Source organism: Paenibacillus senegalensis JC66 (genome assembly GCF_000285515.1).
Lineage (GTDB): Bacteria > Bacillota > Bacilli > Paenibacillales > NBRC-103111 > Paenibacillus_L > Paenibacillus_L senegalensis.
On the sequence record NZ_HE610962.1, the window covers coordinates 183,182 to 201,029 of the forward strand.

Here is a 17,848-nt window from a genome sequence, read left to right on the forward strand (position 1 = left end):
TGCTAAAAAGCGCATGTCCCTGGCATATTGGCCCGGAACCAGCGCTTTTTATTTGAGCTTGGCAACAGTTTTGATTGCTACCGTCCACCAAAATTAAAAACGGATAAAAATGCCCGTCCGGTCATCCCGATGCAGTCCACGCTCAGCTTCCAATTGATCCAATTCGTCAGCATAAGCAGCAAGACCCCGGCGCTCAACCCGACGAATGACATCCTCCAATTCTAAATCAGGGTGGAACAAGCCATCCGTGATTAGCAGCACAGCCTTGATTCCAGTTAAGGGAATCTCGCCTGATTCGATATACGCAGTCATTTCAGGCTGACCGTTAGCTACTCCATAGCCTTCTGGCGTGTTAGCCATATGACGACAGTAGGAAGCCGTTTCGATGGAATCAGCATAAAACGTTTCTTCAGCTACTGAAAGGCCCTGATTCCGATCACGCTCCCTCTTCTCTACGGCCCGCTGGTTGATTCCCTTCACCTGATTGCGGGTCAATACGCGCACTTCGTCCTGCCGGTTTAGCGTAAGAATCATGCAGTCGCCTAGCTGCGCATAGCGGAGAAGCTGCTGCTCTATGCACACTACGGCAGCGCAGGTGGAGTACAGATGCTGCTTGTGCGTCAAGTCTATTTTTTCCGCCAGCATTAATTGCCTCAGCTGCTCATTGGCTGTTGTAAGCTCAGCGACCAAATCGATAGAGACAAGGTCCAGCTCAAAATGTGCTTTAAACAGCCGGGAGGCTTTCCTTGCTCCATTGTCCCCATTACTATCAGGCGGCGGGGCTGTTGGTAGCGGGGTAACTCCATCAAAGACAGCCATCACTTTGTAGTTAGAGTTAATAGCGTAAGCGTCTTCAATTTTCGATTTATTAGGGCTTCTAAAAGAGACAACATCGAGCTTCATGCGACTTCGACTTCCCCCTCTCTGCTGAAAACAGCTTATCCTGGTGGTTTTAATATAAACCGCCTCTGGTCAAGCACGAGATTTTCTACGCGGTTTTAGTTATGCTCTTGCCTTGCGGTTGCTCTTTACAGCAGTATTTTGCCTATAAACGTTTTACGAGCGAGTCTGCAAAAAAGTAGTTACACGCTCGACAAGCTCCATCGTTTGGATAACTTCCTCTGGATCGACAATAAACGGCTGCTGCTGTTCCACGCCCTGCTTGAAGTGCTCAATCTGCTGGAGGTAAGGGTCTTCCCCTTCATGGAATTCAGGCACCTCTACGCCTTCCTCTCCTTCTGAGCCCGAGGTGCTGTCATGGCGAAGCTCCCCCTTAGCCCCGGAAACGACAATAGACGTAGTAAAAGGTCCCGTATAGCCCCACATGCTTTCCACTTCTGCCCGCAGCCCATTCCGGAGCTCCAGCTCCACTACAACATGGTGCAGCTTATCGTTTTTGGTTTGCCGTGCCTCTCTCAGCTTTGCCGGACCGAAGGTCCACTGGAGAAAATCGAGATCATGAATCATCAGGTCGAGCACGACACCGCCGCTTTTGGTCGTATCTGCGTACCAGCTTCCCACAGACGGGTTATGCGTCAGACGCTTAGCCCGAACGTATCTGGGCTGTCCGACTTGTCCTTTGCTCACGGCCTGGCGGATAGCTGCATATTCCGGAAAAAAGCGGACAACCTGGGCCACATATAAGCGAACCCCATTTTCCTCACAGGCTCGACTCATCTCCCTGGCATCCGATGAATTCAAGGCCAGCGGCTTTTCACAGAGCACGTGCTTTTTATGGCGTGCAGCTTCCAATACGAATTCTTTATGAAGAAAAGTGGGAACGGTTACAATTACAGCCTCAACCTCAGGATTTCCAAGCATTTCCTGGTAGTTCGAATACGCTTTAGCTTCATAGGGCCGGGCAAACCGTTCCGCTTTCTCCTGCTCTCTGTGAAAAACGGCGGCCAGCCGCATCGTGTCGGAGCTGAAAATCTTCTTAGCATAAATGTCCGCCATATTACCGCAGCCGATTAAAGCAAAATTCATAGCTGATCTTCCCCTTTCTATACACGATTTCAGGATGGTCTGCTGCTTCCGAAAACTTTTCTCTATCCCTGTTTTCCCTGTCCCGCCATTTTCACTCTGGTATTCACCTAAAATACCCCTAGTATTTCAATATTTTCTATGAATCCTTTACCAAATTCTAGAACTCCCTCTAACATCCTATACTATTACTTTACAACAATTCCCTGGTAATTGCCTATAGATTGGATTCGCCAAAATTACAACAGATGGCTCCTCCTTTATGGTAAAGCAGACGTTTTTTCAAAAACTGCCTCCGGCTCATAGACACATGCTGGGGTTAGGTGTACCATTAACGTGACTTTGTTTTGTTGACTTTTGGCACTGATTTTATTCCAGTATTGACAATGGTTTCGATAATTTTAGGAGAATGGAATGCTGGACAAATGATTTTGCGGGAGGATGAATAAGATGCGTTTATCGACAACGACTCATATTTTTGGAGTAATCCCGGAAGGAGGCTATATCCCATACAAGGAATCGGTGCAAAGATGCTTCGACGCCGGTTACCGCGTGCTGGATATTCATTTTTGCCAAGCTTTGGGGGGAAGAACCGATCTCGCTAAAGATAATTGGCAGGAACTCATTGAGGGTGTCCGGGAACAAGCGGAAAAGCTGGGAGTGGAGTTCACCCAGTCCCACCCCGTTTTTATCGGAACCAAGGACTCGGAGCTGAAGCCGGAAATGCAGGACAATTATCGTGAAATGATGAGGCGCTCCATTATCGCGAGCTCCATTCTTGGCGTAAAATGGGCAGTCCTGCATCCAATTGAGGAAAAGGAAGCGACTTTGTTTGATGTTGAGGCCAACTTGAAGGCCAACCATGAAATGCATGATTGGGTGGTCGAGCTTGCAATTAAGCACAATGTCGGAATCGCTTTTGAAAATATGATTGAAGGGCCCCGTACGAAAAGACGCTTCTCCGCTCATGCCGGCGAGCTCGTCGCGCTGATCGATGATTACCAGGATTCTAAAGTGGGAGCGTGCTGGGATTTCGGCCATGGCAACTTCCTCTACAAAGACCAAACGGTAGCCCTGCGAACTCTCGGCAAACGTCTGAAGGCTACCCATGTCAATGACAATGACGGAAGTGATGATTATCATATGTATCCTTTCCACGGAACCGTCGATTGGCATAAGGTGCTGCCGGTGCTGGCTGAGATCGGTTATGAAGGGGATTTTACTTATGAGGCTCACAAAGAGTTCACCTTCCTTCCGGATCAGCTTAGAGATACCGTAGCCAAAACAGGCGTGGAGATCGGCAACTACTGTCTGTCTATTGTCCGTGGGGAACACGCAAAAGGCACTTTATAATCGGTTCACTTTATAACTGGTTCCGCCCTTTTAGCCAAGCTTTAATCCAGGAAGCTGTCCGTTCCCCGATTCAACCGGGTCGGGCAGCTTCCTTCTTAAAGAACTTTCGTAGAAGGCTGGAATTTGTAGCCGATCCCACGGACTGTGGCAATATAACGATGTGAGCCGCTTGCATCCTCAATTTTCCGTCTCAGGTTGCTAATGTGGACCATCACCGTTCGCTGGTCGCTCCAGCCATCCATGCCCCAAATTTGTTCATAGAGTTGTTCTACACTGAACACCTGCCCCGGGTGCGAAGCCAAGAAGAACAACAGCTGTCGTTCCTTTGTAGATAAAGTCACCGCCTGTCCACCCAACATAACCTCCCAGCCCTCAAAGGAAAGCTCAAGACGACCGTCGCTCCATACTCCGCTTTTTTTACCTGTTGGAGCTCCTCGCCTAGCTCCGGGTTGAGCCTGCTGCTGCCTTTGAGACGGAGACTGGGTATTACGCAGCCGGGCCTTAACCCGGGCCACCATAATATCCGGGTCGAATGGCTTAGTAATGTAATCATCACCACCCAGCTCCAACCCCCGAATAATGTCCTCTCTCTCGCTAAGACTGCTCAGAAAAATGATGGGAACCATACTTTCTTGCCGGATCGCCTGAACCCACTCTGTTCCTTGGCCATCAGGCAGCATAATGTCGCAAATAATTAAATCAGGCTTGCTTTCTGCCCACATTTGGGAAGCCGCCATCAGAGTCGGGGCTGTTCTCGTTGAATAGGTTTGACTGCGCAAATAAATGGAGATTAAATCAGCAATATCCTCATCATCTTCAATAATCAGGATGTCCTGGTTTTGTTTGAGCGCTTGGGAAAACATCGGTGTCATCACTTCCTTTTCTATCCATCGGGAGATAAAAGCTGAATTCGCTGCCTGCACCCGGTTCACTGTTCACCCAAATTTCACCGTTGTGATAATGGACAATTTCCTTGCAAATGGCAAGACCGAGGCCCGTTCCTTGGTGATCTGTCCCTAGAGGCTGGATGGCCTGGCCAAACCGTTCAAAAATAATCTTATGCATTTGAGGTTCAATTCCTGTTCCCGTATCTCTAACCGTAATGATCGCCCGGCCACTGTTGACGGCAGTTTCCCCTGGCTCCTCCAACCGTAAAATTAGACTGATTTTTCCTCCGGACGGAGTATGCCGTATGGCATTCGACACCAGATTAGCCAGCACCTGCTCGATGCGAATTCTATCTATAAGGACTATATATTTTTTATCGGTATTCTCTTCTTGCGGCAGCACCAGCTCACTGTGTATCCCTATTTCCTGCAGCTCCCACTCATACTTGACAAACAAATCTTTGAAAAAAGCCTTCGGCCGAGCCTCCATCATATGAAATTGCGCTTGCTTGGTTTCAAGTTTGGTCAGCTCTATCAAATCATGAATAAGCCGCTCCAGGAGCAGGCTCCGCTCATAGATTCGATTCGCATATTTAGGGGCTTCGGAAGTAATAATCGCATCCCGTAATGCCTTGGCAAAGCCTTTGATCGATGTGATCGGTGTTTTTAACTCATGCGAAATGTTGGATAGAAGGCGAAGCCGGAATTGCTCCATGTCTTCCATACGTTCGTACGCTTTTTGCAGCTTCTCATTGCTTTCCCTTAGTGAAGAGGTGCGCTCCTCCACAGTACACTCCAATGAGCGGTTGCTCTCCTGCAGCTCGGCTGTCAGCCTCTCTGTTTCCAGCATTGCCCGTGAAAAACGTGCCGATAAGTTGAGAGCTTGCGTTAACAAAAACGCAAACAAACCGATCGAGAGCAAATCATCCGTAGACAAGAACCCGCTGTAAAACAACATATCATTTAAAGCGAACACCGTGAAAAACAAAAATCCGATCGCATTGGTGAACGAACCCTTGCGCCGCCGAAGCGCCGATAGCCCATAGATGTAAGTGCAGTACAGAAGCACAGGAAGCAGTACGCCCCATATGAAACTAGTTAAATAATAAGTGTATACATAGGCCGGAAGAGCCAAGATGAGGCTCATGCACCCCAGAATAACCGTCACTCCTACGCGTGGAGCCAAACTAAAAGACTCCTGCGGGTACTCCCGATGTACAAACAAAAGCAACGTCAGTGCTGTCATGCTAATTGAAAGATACTCGGTCTTTACCACCCACTCCCAGGGCAATCCGGGCAGCAGGAACAGCGCTGTCGATTCCCCTAGCACAATTGTGCGGATGCCTACAGAAAGACAAAGCAAACCGAAAAATAAGGCGGATAGCTCCTGCCTCCGATTAAAATAAACCAATAAGTAATACAGACCCATTACGAAAAAAATACCTACAATAAAAACCTGCGCGGAAACTCGCGCGACACGAAGCCATGAAATCGCCTCGGCCGTGCCAAACTCTACGGATTGCCAGATACCCGCATTTCTCTGAGAGAAGTTGGACACCTGGATAATAATCTCATTCCATCCCGCCTGCGGCTCGAAATAGATCGTCTTGGGGTAACTCCCCGGTTCCTCACTGGCACGATCTTGACCTACTATGCCGTTGCCGCCCTTATCGCTTCCATTAATCCATATCCGGTAGCTGGATGCGATGCTTTTCGGGTAGATTCCCAGCGTCTGCAGGTTTTGGGTGAGCGTCTCCGAAAGGTACACACGAAGACGAAAAGTGGCATAGCCTTCGTTCGGCAGCGCTTCTCCAGATTCTTTGGCTATATAATCCGTCCAAGGACTAGGCACAGGAACCATCTGCGGCTCGGGAAGAATATTCCCTGAATCGTGGAGCCTTGAATTCTGGAAGTCTTCAGGCTCCAACAATTTGTTCCAATAAAACTCCCATTCTCCGTCTAAAGCAGCTGCTGTCTGTTTGCCTTCATGCAGCCACGTTGACAGATCCAGCTCGCCTTGATTCGCTTTATCTAACCATGCTGCTTCGTTTTCCGGTGAGGCCTCATCACGTAAAAGCGGCGACTTATCATCCCCTAAACGTGCAGCAAAAGCAGGCAGGGGAACCCATACCACAATTATTATAAAAAGCAGAGCATACAGCGCCCATTTTCCAAACCCGGATGTCCGCTGCTCTACAGGATTTTTAGAATTTATCAACAAAGCCTTCCATCCGCCTCCTAAGCCCGTCTACCCGTTACCTTTCGTTCATTATAACAGACCCATGGCTAACCTAGGTAAGATTACCTAAGTTAATTTTGCAAACTTAAACAAAACTTAAACTAGGCTTGATAAGATTAAAGCTGGAAAGTGACTACCGGGAATGTTGAGGAGACTAGACCGCATGAACTATTATTTTTCTGTCTGTTCAACTTATATGTACCATAATACCTATATGGATTTTATACTTGAGCACTATACCGATTTGGGACTGCCCTATCCATTTCCTGAAGCTCTCAGCTATATAGCCAGCCCTATGCTGATGGGCAAAGAGGCCATTTTGGCTTTTGATGAAGACGATCAATTGGCAGGGGCGTTCGGTTACATTCATGGGACTGGTGAGCGAGACTACGAAGATGAACAAATCATCCAAATTCAATCCGTTTATATTACCAAAGCCCATCGCCGTACAGGCTTGTTCGTTCAGGGCCTGCAGTTTTTGCTGGAACACTTGGCTGTGCAGGAAACAGCTGTAGAAGAACTCCGGTTTTGGGCTCCAGACCGGCAGGATTACCGTAAACTGTTTTCTAAATTTGCGACTCGGATTGTAGATAACTCAGCTGGATCATTATCCCGTATTGATGAATATCGTGTCTCTTTAGATGAGTTAAAGACTTATCTGGACAGGTTCAAGAAACGCCCCTTTTTCTAGAGTGGATGGGCTTTAACGACGAAAACCTGTTAGTTTGAAGACAGCAAGGAAGGTGTCACCATGTGGGGTGTTATTCGTCAATTTGCCGGCTTCCTCCGTCCAAGCGGCTGGCGGTTTACTGCCTTTCTTCTCTCCGCCCTGATTGAAATTATCGTTCTAGCCCTAGCTCCGCTAAGCTTTAAATTTATGATTGACGAAGCCATTGAACCGAATAATATCCATGCTTTTTGGCTCATACTGGCAGTTCTCGGCATTGCCGGAACTTTAGGTGTGAGCTGTGGCTGGCTTAGCGACCGGATCTTGGCAAAAATAAGCGCTATGGCGCAGCAGAAGATTCGCCTCCAATTATTTAAACGAATCCAGCGGCTGGATACCCGCTCTAGTGCTTCCGGCGCCAATAACGAAATCGTGACCCGTTTTACGGTTGATTTGCCTGCTGTTGATGCAGCCATGATCTCTATTCTGACCATAGGGCTGCAATCTTTGGTTATCATCGTGATCAGCACTGCTGTATTGTTCACTCTGCAGTGGGGCATGGCACTCGTTATAATGGCGGGAGCCAGCATCATCTATCTGGCGCCTTATCTGCTTGGCAGCCGGGCACGTGCCGCTTTTGCCGATTACCGCAATGGCTTGGATAAGATGGCAGGAGATGTGCAGGAAAGCCTGGAGGGGCGCAATGTCATTCAGGGGTTCAGTCTGCAAAAATCTTTCATATCCAGATTCGAGGAAAGACTGTCCTCGCTTTTTATCAGCCAGTACCGTAAAAATAAAGTGTCCGCAGCGTTCGACCGCCTGCCTATCGTCAGCTTATTGGCCGTCAACTTTACAATCATTGGCTTTGGCTCTTATCTTGCGCTTAACGGCAGCATCACTCTTGGAGCATTAGTCGCATTTTTTACGATTTACACTTCTATGGGGAATTCGGTGTACAATTTGACCGCTATCCTGCCCTCCTTTGCAAATGCCCAGGTAAGCTTGGAGCGGTTGTCTAAGCTGTTGGATGATAAACAGTCTGTACTCGGAAAAACAGAGGATGCCATACCGGTCACAGTTGGCGAACTCAACCGGGAGGGGTTTGTGGAAAATGTTACTGAAACAGCAAACAATAGAGCCGGCCAGGCAGTCGTACTTACTCAGCCGCCTTTTCTTAAGGCAGATAAGCTTCGGTTCAGCTATCATCCCGGTGAGCCTGTGCTGGATGGCCTCACCTTCACCATTCCGGCCGGTACAATGGCTGCCTTTGTCGGTCCGAGCGGCTCCGGCAAAAGCACGATTCTGCATATGCTGCTCGGCCTGCTCCAGCAGCAAAGCGGAAGTCTTACTCTGGACCAGGTAGAGTTCAGCCGGATCGATGGGGAAGCGATGCGGCAGAGCGTCGGCGTTGTGTTTCAAGAGAGCTATCTCTTCCGCGGCACACTGCTGTACAATTTGAAGCTCGGCAAGCCGGAAGCAACCCTCGACGAAGTAATAGAAGCGGCGCAGCAAGCCGATATTCACGAGTTCATCACCCGGCTCCCGCAAGGCTATGAAACGTTAGTAGAAGAGGCTGGCAGCAATTTATCCGGCGGCCAAAAACAGAGGATCGCGTTAGCACGTGCCTTGTTGAGGAAGCCGCCCCTGCTGCTGCTCGATGAAATCACCGCATCGCTCGATCCAATATCGGAAGCTGCAGTCACCAGTACCATCCGGAAGTTAACAGGACGGCATACGATCATCATCGTATCCCACCGGTTGTCTACCATTGCCGGGGCCGACCAAATTTTTGTATTAAAGGCCGGACGAATCTCCGAGAGCGGAAGCCATTTGGAATTGCTTAAGAATAACGGGCTGTACGCTTCCATGTGGAGCCAGCAAATGGAACAAGCAAATGCGAGTAAAGCAGTACGCTGAGCCTGAGAGAGGCAGCTTACTCTAAAGGAGGTGGCCGTTATAGCTCGGATACAGGTCAGGCGCTGTATACAAGATGCTGATTACGCGCGGTTCACGAGATTTTATTTGAACAACAGCAAAGAGCTTAATGAGGATTACATGCTGGATGAAGCCCTGCTGCATCTTATCCAGACACTGCCGGACACGCTAATTATGCTGGTTGAGAATGACTTGGGAGAACTAATTGCCTTTATCCAATACCAATACGGCAAGCAGCCGGATTCAGGCGAGATGCTGCTCACGATTGAGACTGCTATCCTGGCTTCAGACTACCGGAAATCAAGAGTATTTTATGAAGGATTTCGAAGCATCCTCCAACATATCCTGGAGGAAAACCCAGAGGTCAAGCAGGTCCAATTCTATGCCCTGGCCGATCACCGTTACCTTAACCGATTGTACAGCAAATTTGCCAAGCGTTCCGGTGTCAGACAGAGCAGCCAACGAAATATAGAAGAAAATCGATACATTCAAGATATTGGACAGCTGATGAAATATTTGCGTATATAGACGAACACATGAAAGGAGGTGAATATCCATGTATCCAGCTAGACCTTCATTTGATAAAAAAAACGGCACTAAAATTTCCTTCTTGCAAAAGCTTAAGGAGAGCGAAGCCAGCCGCGTCATCATTCCGGCTAAGGCCAACTAAAACTTCAGGACTCATGATTGGCATGATCAGGTAAAACAGTCGGGACTTTCTCTCGGCTGTTTTGTCGTTTTGAAATAACATTAAACAAGCAAGAACAGAACCCTAGCGGTCCTGTCCTTGCTTGTTTTACTTTGTATTGCTAGAGGCAACGACGATTGATCATCACCAGTTCCATTGTCCGCAAACCCTTCCTGCCAGTTTGGCTTGCGCACCGGCCTTTGGATTCACAAGCTGATCGGCCTCAAATGTCTGAAGGCCCGTATTAGCAGGATCGGTAAAATCAAATGATAGAGGTCCGAGATTAGCTCCCCCAATCTTGCTTGGCGAGAAGCAGTCATTAATATTGGCCAGCTCGTATCCCCACTCTATCGATGCGGGACCGATTCCTGCTTCCACACTGGCTTGCACGGCAAAACCATTATCCGCCAAATCTTGAAACGGATTCACTTCCAAGCCGGCACCCGCACCAAACCCCAGTTCCCCACAAACCGACATGCCATCGGAGGTAAAGCATAATTGGACCCCTCCACCCGCTCCTGCATAAGCGCTGGCTCCTACGCACATTAAACCGCAAGGATCGCGGAATTGAACCGGATTGTTATTCACATAAGTGTAGAGGTTCCCTTGATTGCTGTCATAAAGCATTGGATCTATAGCTGTCCAGCGCCCGGATTGCGGATCATAGTCCCTGAGTCCGAAGCGGATTAAACCCGTGGCCTGATCCTCCATTCCTCCGGCAAAGCCTATTAATAAATGGAATTCCGGGTTGGAGTCATAGAGCTTCACACCGTACGCATCATACTGCATCTGTTTAACGACTTTGCCCGTTTCATCCACCACCCGCTGCGGGGTCCCCGTCCCATCTGTAATGACATAATAGCGTTTGCCATTACGTTCCAGGGCCAACAGCAATCCATTGTCATCGTACAGATACACGGTGGATTCGCCTGTAGACAACATCTCTACTGTAGGCAGCAAAGGCATTAATGGATTACTATACATGTACTGTGCCTGCACCGCGTTATCTTCTCTTAATATTCTGCGTCCTAATGCATCATACCCAAAGGTGATTTCTCCCCCATCCACTTGTGCCTGCAGCAGTTCCCCGTGATCACCATACACAAACGTCGAGGAATCCCGCTGAGTCAAATAGCCAGCCGCATCAAATTGATATACAGCGCCTCCCAGCATTTCAAGCCGGTCATTAGCACCATACTGAGCTATTATTGGTGCATCCTGGTTGATCTTCTTACTTGTACGGTTACGATTCTGGTCGTAGCTATAAATCTCCGTCCGCTCCAAATTCGAGTTGTTGTAATAGCTAACTTCCTCAATCTGTCCGTTGCCATCATATCGATAGGTGATAAGGGAAGTTTCTTCAGGAGCAGCTCTTGTAATTTGTTCGAGCAATCCTCTTGCATTATATTGATATGTTTCTGTATACATAGGATCACCCTGCAATGAATACACCACTTTTTCACGGCGTCCTATCTCATCATAGGTGATATCGGCTTCCCATTGGCCATCTCCTATTGAAGCTGCTCTCCCGCCAGGGGCGCTTCGGTCATAGATGAACGGACCGAATTGCACCATTTGCCTATCTTTATTCCATTGCAGATCAATTTGATAGGTTAATTCGCTTGAGTGCAGCTGAACATTCCCGACGTATACGCTGTCATGCACGGAGCCGGTCACGGCTTCGACCCCATTTTGCCCTGTTCCATGGTGCCAGCGATCTGCATATACGGACTCCGTTACAGACTCACCTCTATACCCTTCCGCCCTTCCTCTCTCTTCAGGATTTCCGGAAGAAGGAAGCGCGGGAGCTACCATATGAATAGATTCCAGGTTAGACGCTGAATCGTATTCATAGAAAGCCTCTCCATTGACTTCTCCGCTCCAAATCATAGAAGCAAGGTTGCCTCCATGATAAGTGAAATCAAGGTTCTGCACCTTTTGATCATGAATGCTAATAGCCCGGCTGATCCTTTCCGTGCTATCCCCATACTCAAAATGACGCTGGATAAAAGTGTCGTTCATAGCCGTTAATCTGCCACCCTCATCATAATCCCAGTTTATCATTCGGGAACCAGGCAATGTTACCCTGCTTAAGTTGCCATCTGGCGAGAAGTTCCTAACTACGGCCTCTAAACTCCCAGCAGGCGCAAAACGCGTCATTCGGCCGTAAGCATCCTGTTCGATCTTATACTCGCTGCCGTCTGGCATAATCAGACCTGTCATTTGGCCGGATCCATTGAATTGCTTGTGGTAGGTGCTGCCTTCCGGCTGCACGATGGATGTAAATCTTCCAGTTTGATCGTAAGTGAATTGTTTGCTGAAGCCGGCAGCATCCGCCACAGAAAGCGTGCCCGTCCTGTCGTCGTAAACATAATTGAGCTCCTGATCCCCTTGAGCCAACTGGCTTAAACGGCCCTGTTCATCATAGCTGAAACGCAAGGGAGCAAGCCCTGTTTCCTGCTGTTCTATAACTCTGCTTTTCTCATCCAGGCGATAAGTGGTCACCTGGCCTTCCCCGCTCGTTTCGGTATAAGTTCTTGAATCTTTATCATATTGGACTGTGGTAACAGCACCATTAACCGTATAGGTTACCGTATATTGCGAAAGATGCAGAGGATCGGAAGAGTCAGGCATGACTGCTTCCCGCACCTCTCGCACCTCTGTCACATTGCCTTCAGCCGTCGTATGACTGAAGCGGCTTAATACCGGGGCGGGCATGCCGAATCTGGGATCTTCTCCGAACTCTTTAACCAGTGTCGAACCATCCGGATATTCAATCGTCTGGCTGCCATCTCTGCGTGTCCACGACTCGATCACAGCCCCGTTCGGATCTGTATTTCTCTTGTAAAGAAGCCCTTGCCCATCACGGGTCACCCGGTAAGTATAGGCTCCCGTATCGAACAAAGTATGGGTAACCTCATAGCCGTTATCCAGCCACTGCCGATCTAACGTTTGTTTTAGCCCGCTGGAATTCTCAGCTGCAATCAGCAGGCCCCGGTCATTATATTCATAGATGCTGTCGTAGCCTCCCGGGCCAGTCATTCTGGTCAGCAATCCGTTCTCCCCGTATTCCATAATGTACTTTCCACCGTCCGGCTGGAAGAGCTCGATTAATTCGCCATGCTCATTAACCGTCAAGCCTATGCGGGTACCATTCGAGGATACGATTGCTTGAGGCACTCCATGTTCATCTCTTTCAAGATTGACCTCATGGCCGAATCTGTCCTCAAGATGAATCCATCTTCCCACATCGTCATAATCGAAGGAGTATAGCAAATCTCCTGTGACGGAATGGTAAGTCGCTTGATGCAATCCTCTGCTGCTCTCGAATTCATATAGTAATTGCTCCTGATTGTCAGGAATCAGATTTCCATAACGGGATTGTCCGAGATTCGTATGAGGGTTCAAACTCAAGAGAATATATTCCTCTGGGTTAATTGGTGTTGATGTACCAAAATCCTGAACATAAATTGTACCTGTGCTGGATACTGCACGAAAATTATTCTCATTAAATCGATAGTCCGTCAAATGTTTTTCCGATATATTATAAAAAATTCCTCTTGGTGTGAGCATATATAATTCGTTTGGAGTCACACTTCGGTTAACTAGGTAGAAATTACCATAATCGTCCATTTCAAAAACTACGGAACTAAATCGCGGATTTTCGTTAACATGCATGCCATTTGAGAGCGCAGGATAGCGTTGATCTTGAAAATTAAATCGGAAAACCAGTTCCAATCTGCCTTCCGGAGTCAGCTTTCGCAGCCATGTGCCATAAGTATAGAGGTATAAACTGCCATCCGGAGCAATCCTAAAATTATCGACCCTTCCTATATTTGTCGGGGTGGCCTCGCCTTCTGCAACACCCGGGATGGCCAGCCCCCCGCCTAGATTCCCCAGCCGGCCGTCTCTTCCAATTCTGTATAAGGTTTGATAAACAAGAAAATAGACTGTTCCATCTCCCGCAATATCCATGTCACCAATGTAACCGATACTAATGTCCACTGCGAGTGCGCCATCTTCCCGAGGGACCCCATCGCTGGCTGCTCCGGCGATATGCTCCCATTGATCAGATCCTGAAGGCAATCGGTAAATCTGTGTACGGGCTGCCCTGGTAATGGCTACATAAACCGATCCATCCGGACCAACTTTAAGTTCTGAAAGCGAAGTGTTGAAATTGTAAAAAGGCATTTCGGCCAATACTTCTATATTTCCTTCAGGGCTCATCGTAAATATTCTTTGCTCCATCCGGTTGTTTATGGTTATTCCACCAGAAAAGTATAGATAGCCATTTTGGTGTACATCCACACTCACTACGCCATGAGGAAACCCTTCACGCGGGGAGAAAATCTCCAGATCATATTCATTGCTGAAAGACTTTAATTCCCTGCCGTCTCCCGTATAAACATCCTGTGTCATTTGATCCAGAGTATGATGCAGATTCAGACTCCAACCGGCGACCCCCAGTTCGGAATAAACATTTTGCTGACTTTGCAAATATCCTGTCCAGGTGCGATTAATTGTGACATCCGGTATGTTGCGGATCGCGCCAACCGCTACCCCACGCTGTCTGCTAAACTGACCAAAACTTCGCGCAAAACCTTCCGGTGAAGAATAGTATTGCATCGGATACTTGTAACCGATCGTAATTTTATAAAGTGCCTTACCGTTAACCGCACGCCCGTAAACATCCAGGCCGTCCCATTCAAAGGCATAACTTAAATTAGGAGCAGGGTCGAACGTTTGCACATGCTTTTGTCCGGCAATTTCGACGGTTAGAACCACTTCTTGTACCAGCTCAGGGACATCAGCATCCGTAACCGGGATGTCCAATATGCTGGGGTCCTTATAGCCCGGAGCGCGTTTGCTTGAATAATGAAGGCTTAAACCGCCCATTCCCGGCAGTCCGATTACTTGGCTGAGACTTTGATCCTGACAGCCAATGATCGAGCCCTGCTGATTACAGGAGTCCTCTGCATCGGGACGCTGGTCCTCCGGCCCCTTATCAGGCGGTGGTTGAGCGCCTTCCGGTGGTCCATACGGCCAGTTGCAGTCCCACGGTGTAAAATGCTCTATCGGTGAACGCCACAGTGAGGTTCCAGGCTCATACAGCTCAGCCAGACGCGCCAATTCTTCGTTATCAAAGCCCAGTTCCAACAGTCGTTCCGGCGAATCGGCAAGACCGTCTCCATCCGTATCCACTGCCGCCTGGCCGTTTACGATATCCACGATGCCTATAACGACACCGTTGTCCGATGGTATCCAGGCTGCCTGCTGCCTGTCATAATAACCAATAGGTACTATTTCACCTACAGGGAAATTAATAAAGTTGTCTACGTACAGATATAAAGGCTGATTAAATCTGACCTCAGCCGCATTTGCCTGCAAAGCTTCATCCGCTGAAAGCTCTACCGCATACGTGTAGCCAACCAGCGAGGGCAGCTCCCCCGGCATAGCCTCATAGCCGTTTTCTCCCACCGTATACTCGGTTGCGCGGAAATTCATCTCCGGCAGCGGCTGCCTGCTGCCATCGGACATAATCATCTCTGCAGTGGTGTTGCCCGGTATGATAACTGTAGCCTGGCGGGAGCCGTCCGCATCCGTCACAACACTGCCCTGAGCTACCTGCCAATCACTGCTGTTATCCAGATCAATCTTAGTCACTCGATCATCCAATGTAATTAAAGCAACATCCGGGGCATTAATAAATTCTTTGGGAAGAACATTTACTTTCCTTTGCACAGGAAGATGATTCTCTTTCTCGTATTGGAGAGTAACAGTCCCCTGCCCGTTGATGACCATATCAAAAAATCCATCTCTCCGGCTGAGCGTATAGCCATACCGCTCCTCGTCCAATACACTGATGGTCACACCAGACATCGGCCGTCCTTCCCGATCCATTACTTTTCCGCGTACGACAGCAGCATAGTCTTTGCGAATAAATTCTAAGTCCACATCCTGCTGAATTGGATTCTCTCCCCTATAGATAAAATCTATAGAGTCAACGAATGGCGGAGTTCCCGTTACAGGAAGTTCGGGTGCAACGGCAGCAGGATCCGGTGGCAGCGGTATTTCGGAAATCGGCACGGGGGCAGCCTGCACCACATTGGAGCGCGCCGATTCATTTCCTGTGCGATCATAGGCGGAAAGCGCTATTCGGTAAGGGATACCATTAACCAAGTTGTGAATAGTATAAGACGTGCTCCCGCCAACAAGCGTTATTTGTGTCCAGGCCCCCCCCTCATCCTCTGACAGATATATATAGTAACCTTCAAGATCCGCTTCCGTATTGGCCGTCCAGGTTAAAGCGATTTCGCTATCTCCAGGAACAGCGGTCAGCCCTGTCGGGACTGCTGGCGGCTCACGGTCTCCGGGCTCCCCGGGCTCTCCGGGTTCTCCGGGTTCTCCAGGTTCTCCAGGTTCTCCGGGTTCTCCAGGCTCTCCAGGTTCTCCGGGCTCTCCGGGTTCTCCAGGTTCTCCAGGCTCTCCGGGTTCTCCAGGCTCTCCGGGTTCTCCGGGTTCTCCAGGTTCTCCAGGCTCTCCAGGTTCTCCAGGATTGCCAGGCTGCGACGGTCCTCCACCATTGCCCCCACCGGAATAACCGGAGCCAGGGTTGACCGGTCTGGTTCCGTCCTCTTTTTTAGACAGGTATTGAATTCCAAGGTTGTTATGCTTTCCTGCTGCTGGCGAGACGTAGCTTTCCTCAAGCGTTGTCAATCTGCAGTCGCATTCCTGCCGACTTTCCTCATCCAGTAGAGCAAGAGTTTGAAGCTGGCTCCAATCTTTCAACAATAGATCTGCAACGGACAACGTGGAACGATAGAATACTGACTGAAATGAATCATGCTCCAGCAGTGACATTTGATAATCCCGATCTGGAAGTAGGGGTATCCGCCATTTTCCCTCCTCATCAGTACGAGTCAAAAAAGCCGGATTGCTCTGCAAAGATACAATGACGCCAGAAGCCGGCTTATCATCTTCTTCATATAAAACTTGTCCAGAAACGGTACCTGCTTCTGCTGACTGAATTCGGATTTGCTGAAATGCAGGTGGAACGGAGTCAATTTTAATTCTCTCATACCCCACCTGGTTGTCCTTGCTTAAAATGACATCATATTCGCCCGCAGGCAGCGATACCGGCCACAAGCCTTTAGCATCGGTTTTACCTATAGATACCGGAGCTTTTTTCCCTTTTGGATAGATCCATACAACAGCATCCGGGAGCGGTAAATTTTCGGAATTAAAAGAGTAAAAATGAATAAGTCCGTTCGTTTTCTTCACTGACCGGTGCAGCATAACTGCGGATTCTGCGCGGGTCAATAAACGTTCGCCGGCAAACGTGCCATCAGGATAGCCATTCATGATTCCGGCTTCAAATAAACTGTAAATATGATCAACCGCCCAATCTGGCAGCTGTAGATGATCAACGTAACGGGATTCTCCCTTAAAGTCATAAGCAAGCATCCGATTTAGCATAGCGGCTGCTTCTTGTCGGGTAATTGGCTGATCAGGACGAAAAGTCCCATCTTCATAGCCGGAAACGAGCCCTTGCCTTACCCCCCAATAAACCTCTCTAGCAAACCACTGATTATGTACATCACTAAAAACGGGCTCGTTCCCACTCTCATCTATGGAAGCTGATGAAACGATACGGTTTAGCCACACCAACCATTCAGCACGAGTCACGTCACGATTGGCGCCGAACGTATCATCGGGGTACCCTTGAATGATCCCCTGCTCCCATAATGCAACAACCTCTTCCACCGCCCATCCTGGAATCTCATCTCTAAACGGCATAGCCTTTTCATCCTGATCTTGTCCGGCAGCCGCAAGCGCAGCCGTCATTCCCTCGCCCAAAAAGGTGGGAAGCATTAACAGCAGAGACAGTAAAAGAATGCATGCTTTTTTCAGCAAAACCTAATTCCCTCCACTCTTTTAATGATATAAATCGATGTAACTTTTTCCAATTTAATAATTGTACCGGAAAGCGTACAGCTTCATAAGCTTCAGAAGGTTCAACCTTTTCTGGGACTTATGTTCTAATTTACCAATAATTATAAATTAGCTTGGTGCAAATGGGACAACATGGTCCCCAT

At 48.5% G+C, this 17,848-nt stretch carries 10 protein-coding genes; 5 read left to right on the top strand and 5 right to left on the bottom strand.

All coding sequences use genetic code 11. The annotated features are described in order from the left end of the window. Window positions 1–93 precede the first annotated feature (93 nt). Both PSHG_RS21815 and PSHG_RS28610 read right to left on the bottom strand, forming a co-directional pair. On the bottom strand, window positions 94–903 hold the full coding sequence (locus PSHG_RS21815) for a PP2C family serine/threonine-protein phosphatase (RefSeq protein WP_010277749.1): 810 nt from the start codon (window positions 901–903) through the stop codon (window positions 94–96). Between the two features lie 153 nt (window positions 904–1,056). Next, window positions 1,057–1,986 carry a Gfo/Idh/MocA family protein gene (locus PSHG_RS28610; RefSeq protein ID WP_010277751.1) on the bottom strand — a complete coding sequence of 310 codons (930 nt, stop codon included), beginning with the start codon at window positions 1,984–1,986 and terminating at the stop codon, window positions 1,057–1,059. A 259-nt stretch (window positions 1,987–2,245) separates the two neighbouring features. Between PSHG_RS28610 and PSHG_RS32030 the strand changes: the two genes are divergently transcribed. Together PSHG_RS32030 and PSHG_RS21825 are read left to right on the top strand one after the other, a co-directional pair. Continuing rightward, entirely contained in the window at window positions 2,246–2,323 is a 78-nt protein-coding gene (locus PSHG_RS32030; RefSeq protein WP_222860751.1) for an OapA N-terminal domain-containing protein, read from the top strand. Window positions 2,324–2,433: 110 nt separating this feature from the next. Next, window positions 2,434–3,336: a sugar phosphate isomerase/epimerase family protein gene (locus PSHG_RS21825; RefSeq protein WP_010277755.1), complete on the top strand. Its 903-nt coding sequence runs from the start codon at window positions 2,434–2,436 to the stop codon at window positions 3,334–3,336. A gap of 95 nt (window positions 3,337–3,431) precedes the next feature. Here the strand turns inward: PSHG_RS21825 and PSHG_RS21830 are convergent, their stop codons facing one another. Together PSHG_RS21830 and PSHG_RS21835 are read right to left on the bottom strand one after the other, a co-directional pair. Next, window positions 3,432–4,199: a response regulator transcription factor gene (locus tag PSHG_RS21830; RefSeq protein ID WP_010277759.1), complete on the bottom strand. Its 768-nt coding sequence runs from the start codon at window positions 4,197–4,199 to the stop codon at window positions 3,432–3,434. After that, window positions 4,153–6,444 (bottom strand): ATP-binding protein, encoded by a 2,292-nt coding sequence (locus PSHG_RS21835; RefSeq protein WP_010277761.1) that lies wholly within the window; start codon window positions 6,442–6,444, stop codon window positions 4,153–4,155. Before PSHG_RS21835 ends, PSHG_RS21830 begins: the two co-directional genes overlap by 47 nt. A gap of 181 nt (window positions 6,445–6,625) precedes the next feature. Here PSHG_RS21835 and PSHG_RS21840 point away from each other — a divergent pair, with 181 nt between their 5' ends. The 3 genes from PSHG_RS21840 (at window position 6,626) to PSHG_RS21850 (ending at window position 9,592) form a co-directional block, all read left to right on the top strand. Next, window positions 6,626–7,153, top strand: a complete 528-nt coding sequence (locus PSHG_RS21840) for a hypothetical protein (RefSeq protein WP_010277765.1) — start codon at window positions 6,626–6,628, stop codon at window positions 7,151–7,153. A gap of 60 nt (window positions 7,154–7,213) precedes the next feature. Beyond that, the gene (locus PSHG_RS21845) at window positions 7,214–9,046 is read left to right on the top strand and encodes an ABC transporter ATP-binding protein (RefSeq protein ID WP_010277767.1); all 1,833 of its coding nucleotides are present in this window, start codon (window positions 7,214–7,216) and stop codon (window positions 9,044–9,046) included. Window positions 9,047–9,151: 105 nt separating this feature from the next. Continuing rightward, a complete protein-coding gene (locus PSHG_RS21850) occupies window positions 9,152–9,592 on the top strand; it encodes a hypothetical protein (RefSeq protein WP_052310088.1) in 441 nt (146 codons plus the stop codon). Between the two features lie 304 nt (window positions 9,593–9,896). Here PSHG_RS21850 and PSHG_RS28615 read toward each other — a convergent pair whose 3' ends face one another. Then, window positions 9,897–17,666: an S-layer homology domain-containing protein gene (locus PSHG_RS28615; RefSeq protein WP_010277772.1), complete on the bottom strand. Its 7,770-nt coding sequence runs from the start codon at window positions 17,664–17,666 to the stop codon at window positions 9,897–9,899. Window positions 17,667–17,848 lie beyond the last annotated feature (182 nt).

What these genes read in the sequence shown, in the direction of transcription:
- PSHG_RS21825 (WP_010277755.1), top strand. Translation starts at nt 2,434, where the DNA reads ATGCGTTTATCGACAACGACTCATATTTTTGGAGTAATCCCGGAAGGA.
- PSHG_RS21845 (WP_010277767.1), top strand. Translation starts at nt 7,214, where the DNA reads ATGTGGGGTGTTATTCGTCAATTTGCCGGCTTCCTCCGTCCAAGCGGC.
- PSHG_RS21815 (WP_010277749.1), bottom strand. Translation starts at nt 903, where the DNA reads ATGAAGCTCGATGTTGTCTCTTTTAGAAGCCCTAATAAATCGAAAATT.
- PSHG_RS28610 (WP_010277751.1), bottom strand. Translation starts at nt 1,986, where the DNA reads ATGAATTTTGCTTTAATCGGCTGCGGTAATATGGCGGACATTTATGCT.
- PSHG_RS21840 (WP_010277765.1), top strand. Translation starts at nt 6,626, where the DNA reads ATGAACTATTATTTTTCTGTCTGTTCAACTTATATGTACCATAATACC.
- PSHG_RS21830 (WP_010277759.1), bottom strand. Translation starts at nt 4,199, where the DNA reads ATGTTTTCCCAAGCGCTCAAACAAAACCAGGACATCCTGATTATTGAA.
- PSHG_RS32030 (WP_222860751.1), top strand. Translation starts at nt 2,246, where the DNA reads ATGGTAAAGCAGACGTTTTTTCAAAAACTGCCTCCGGCTCATAGACAC.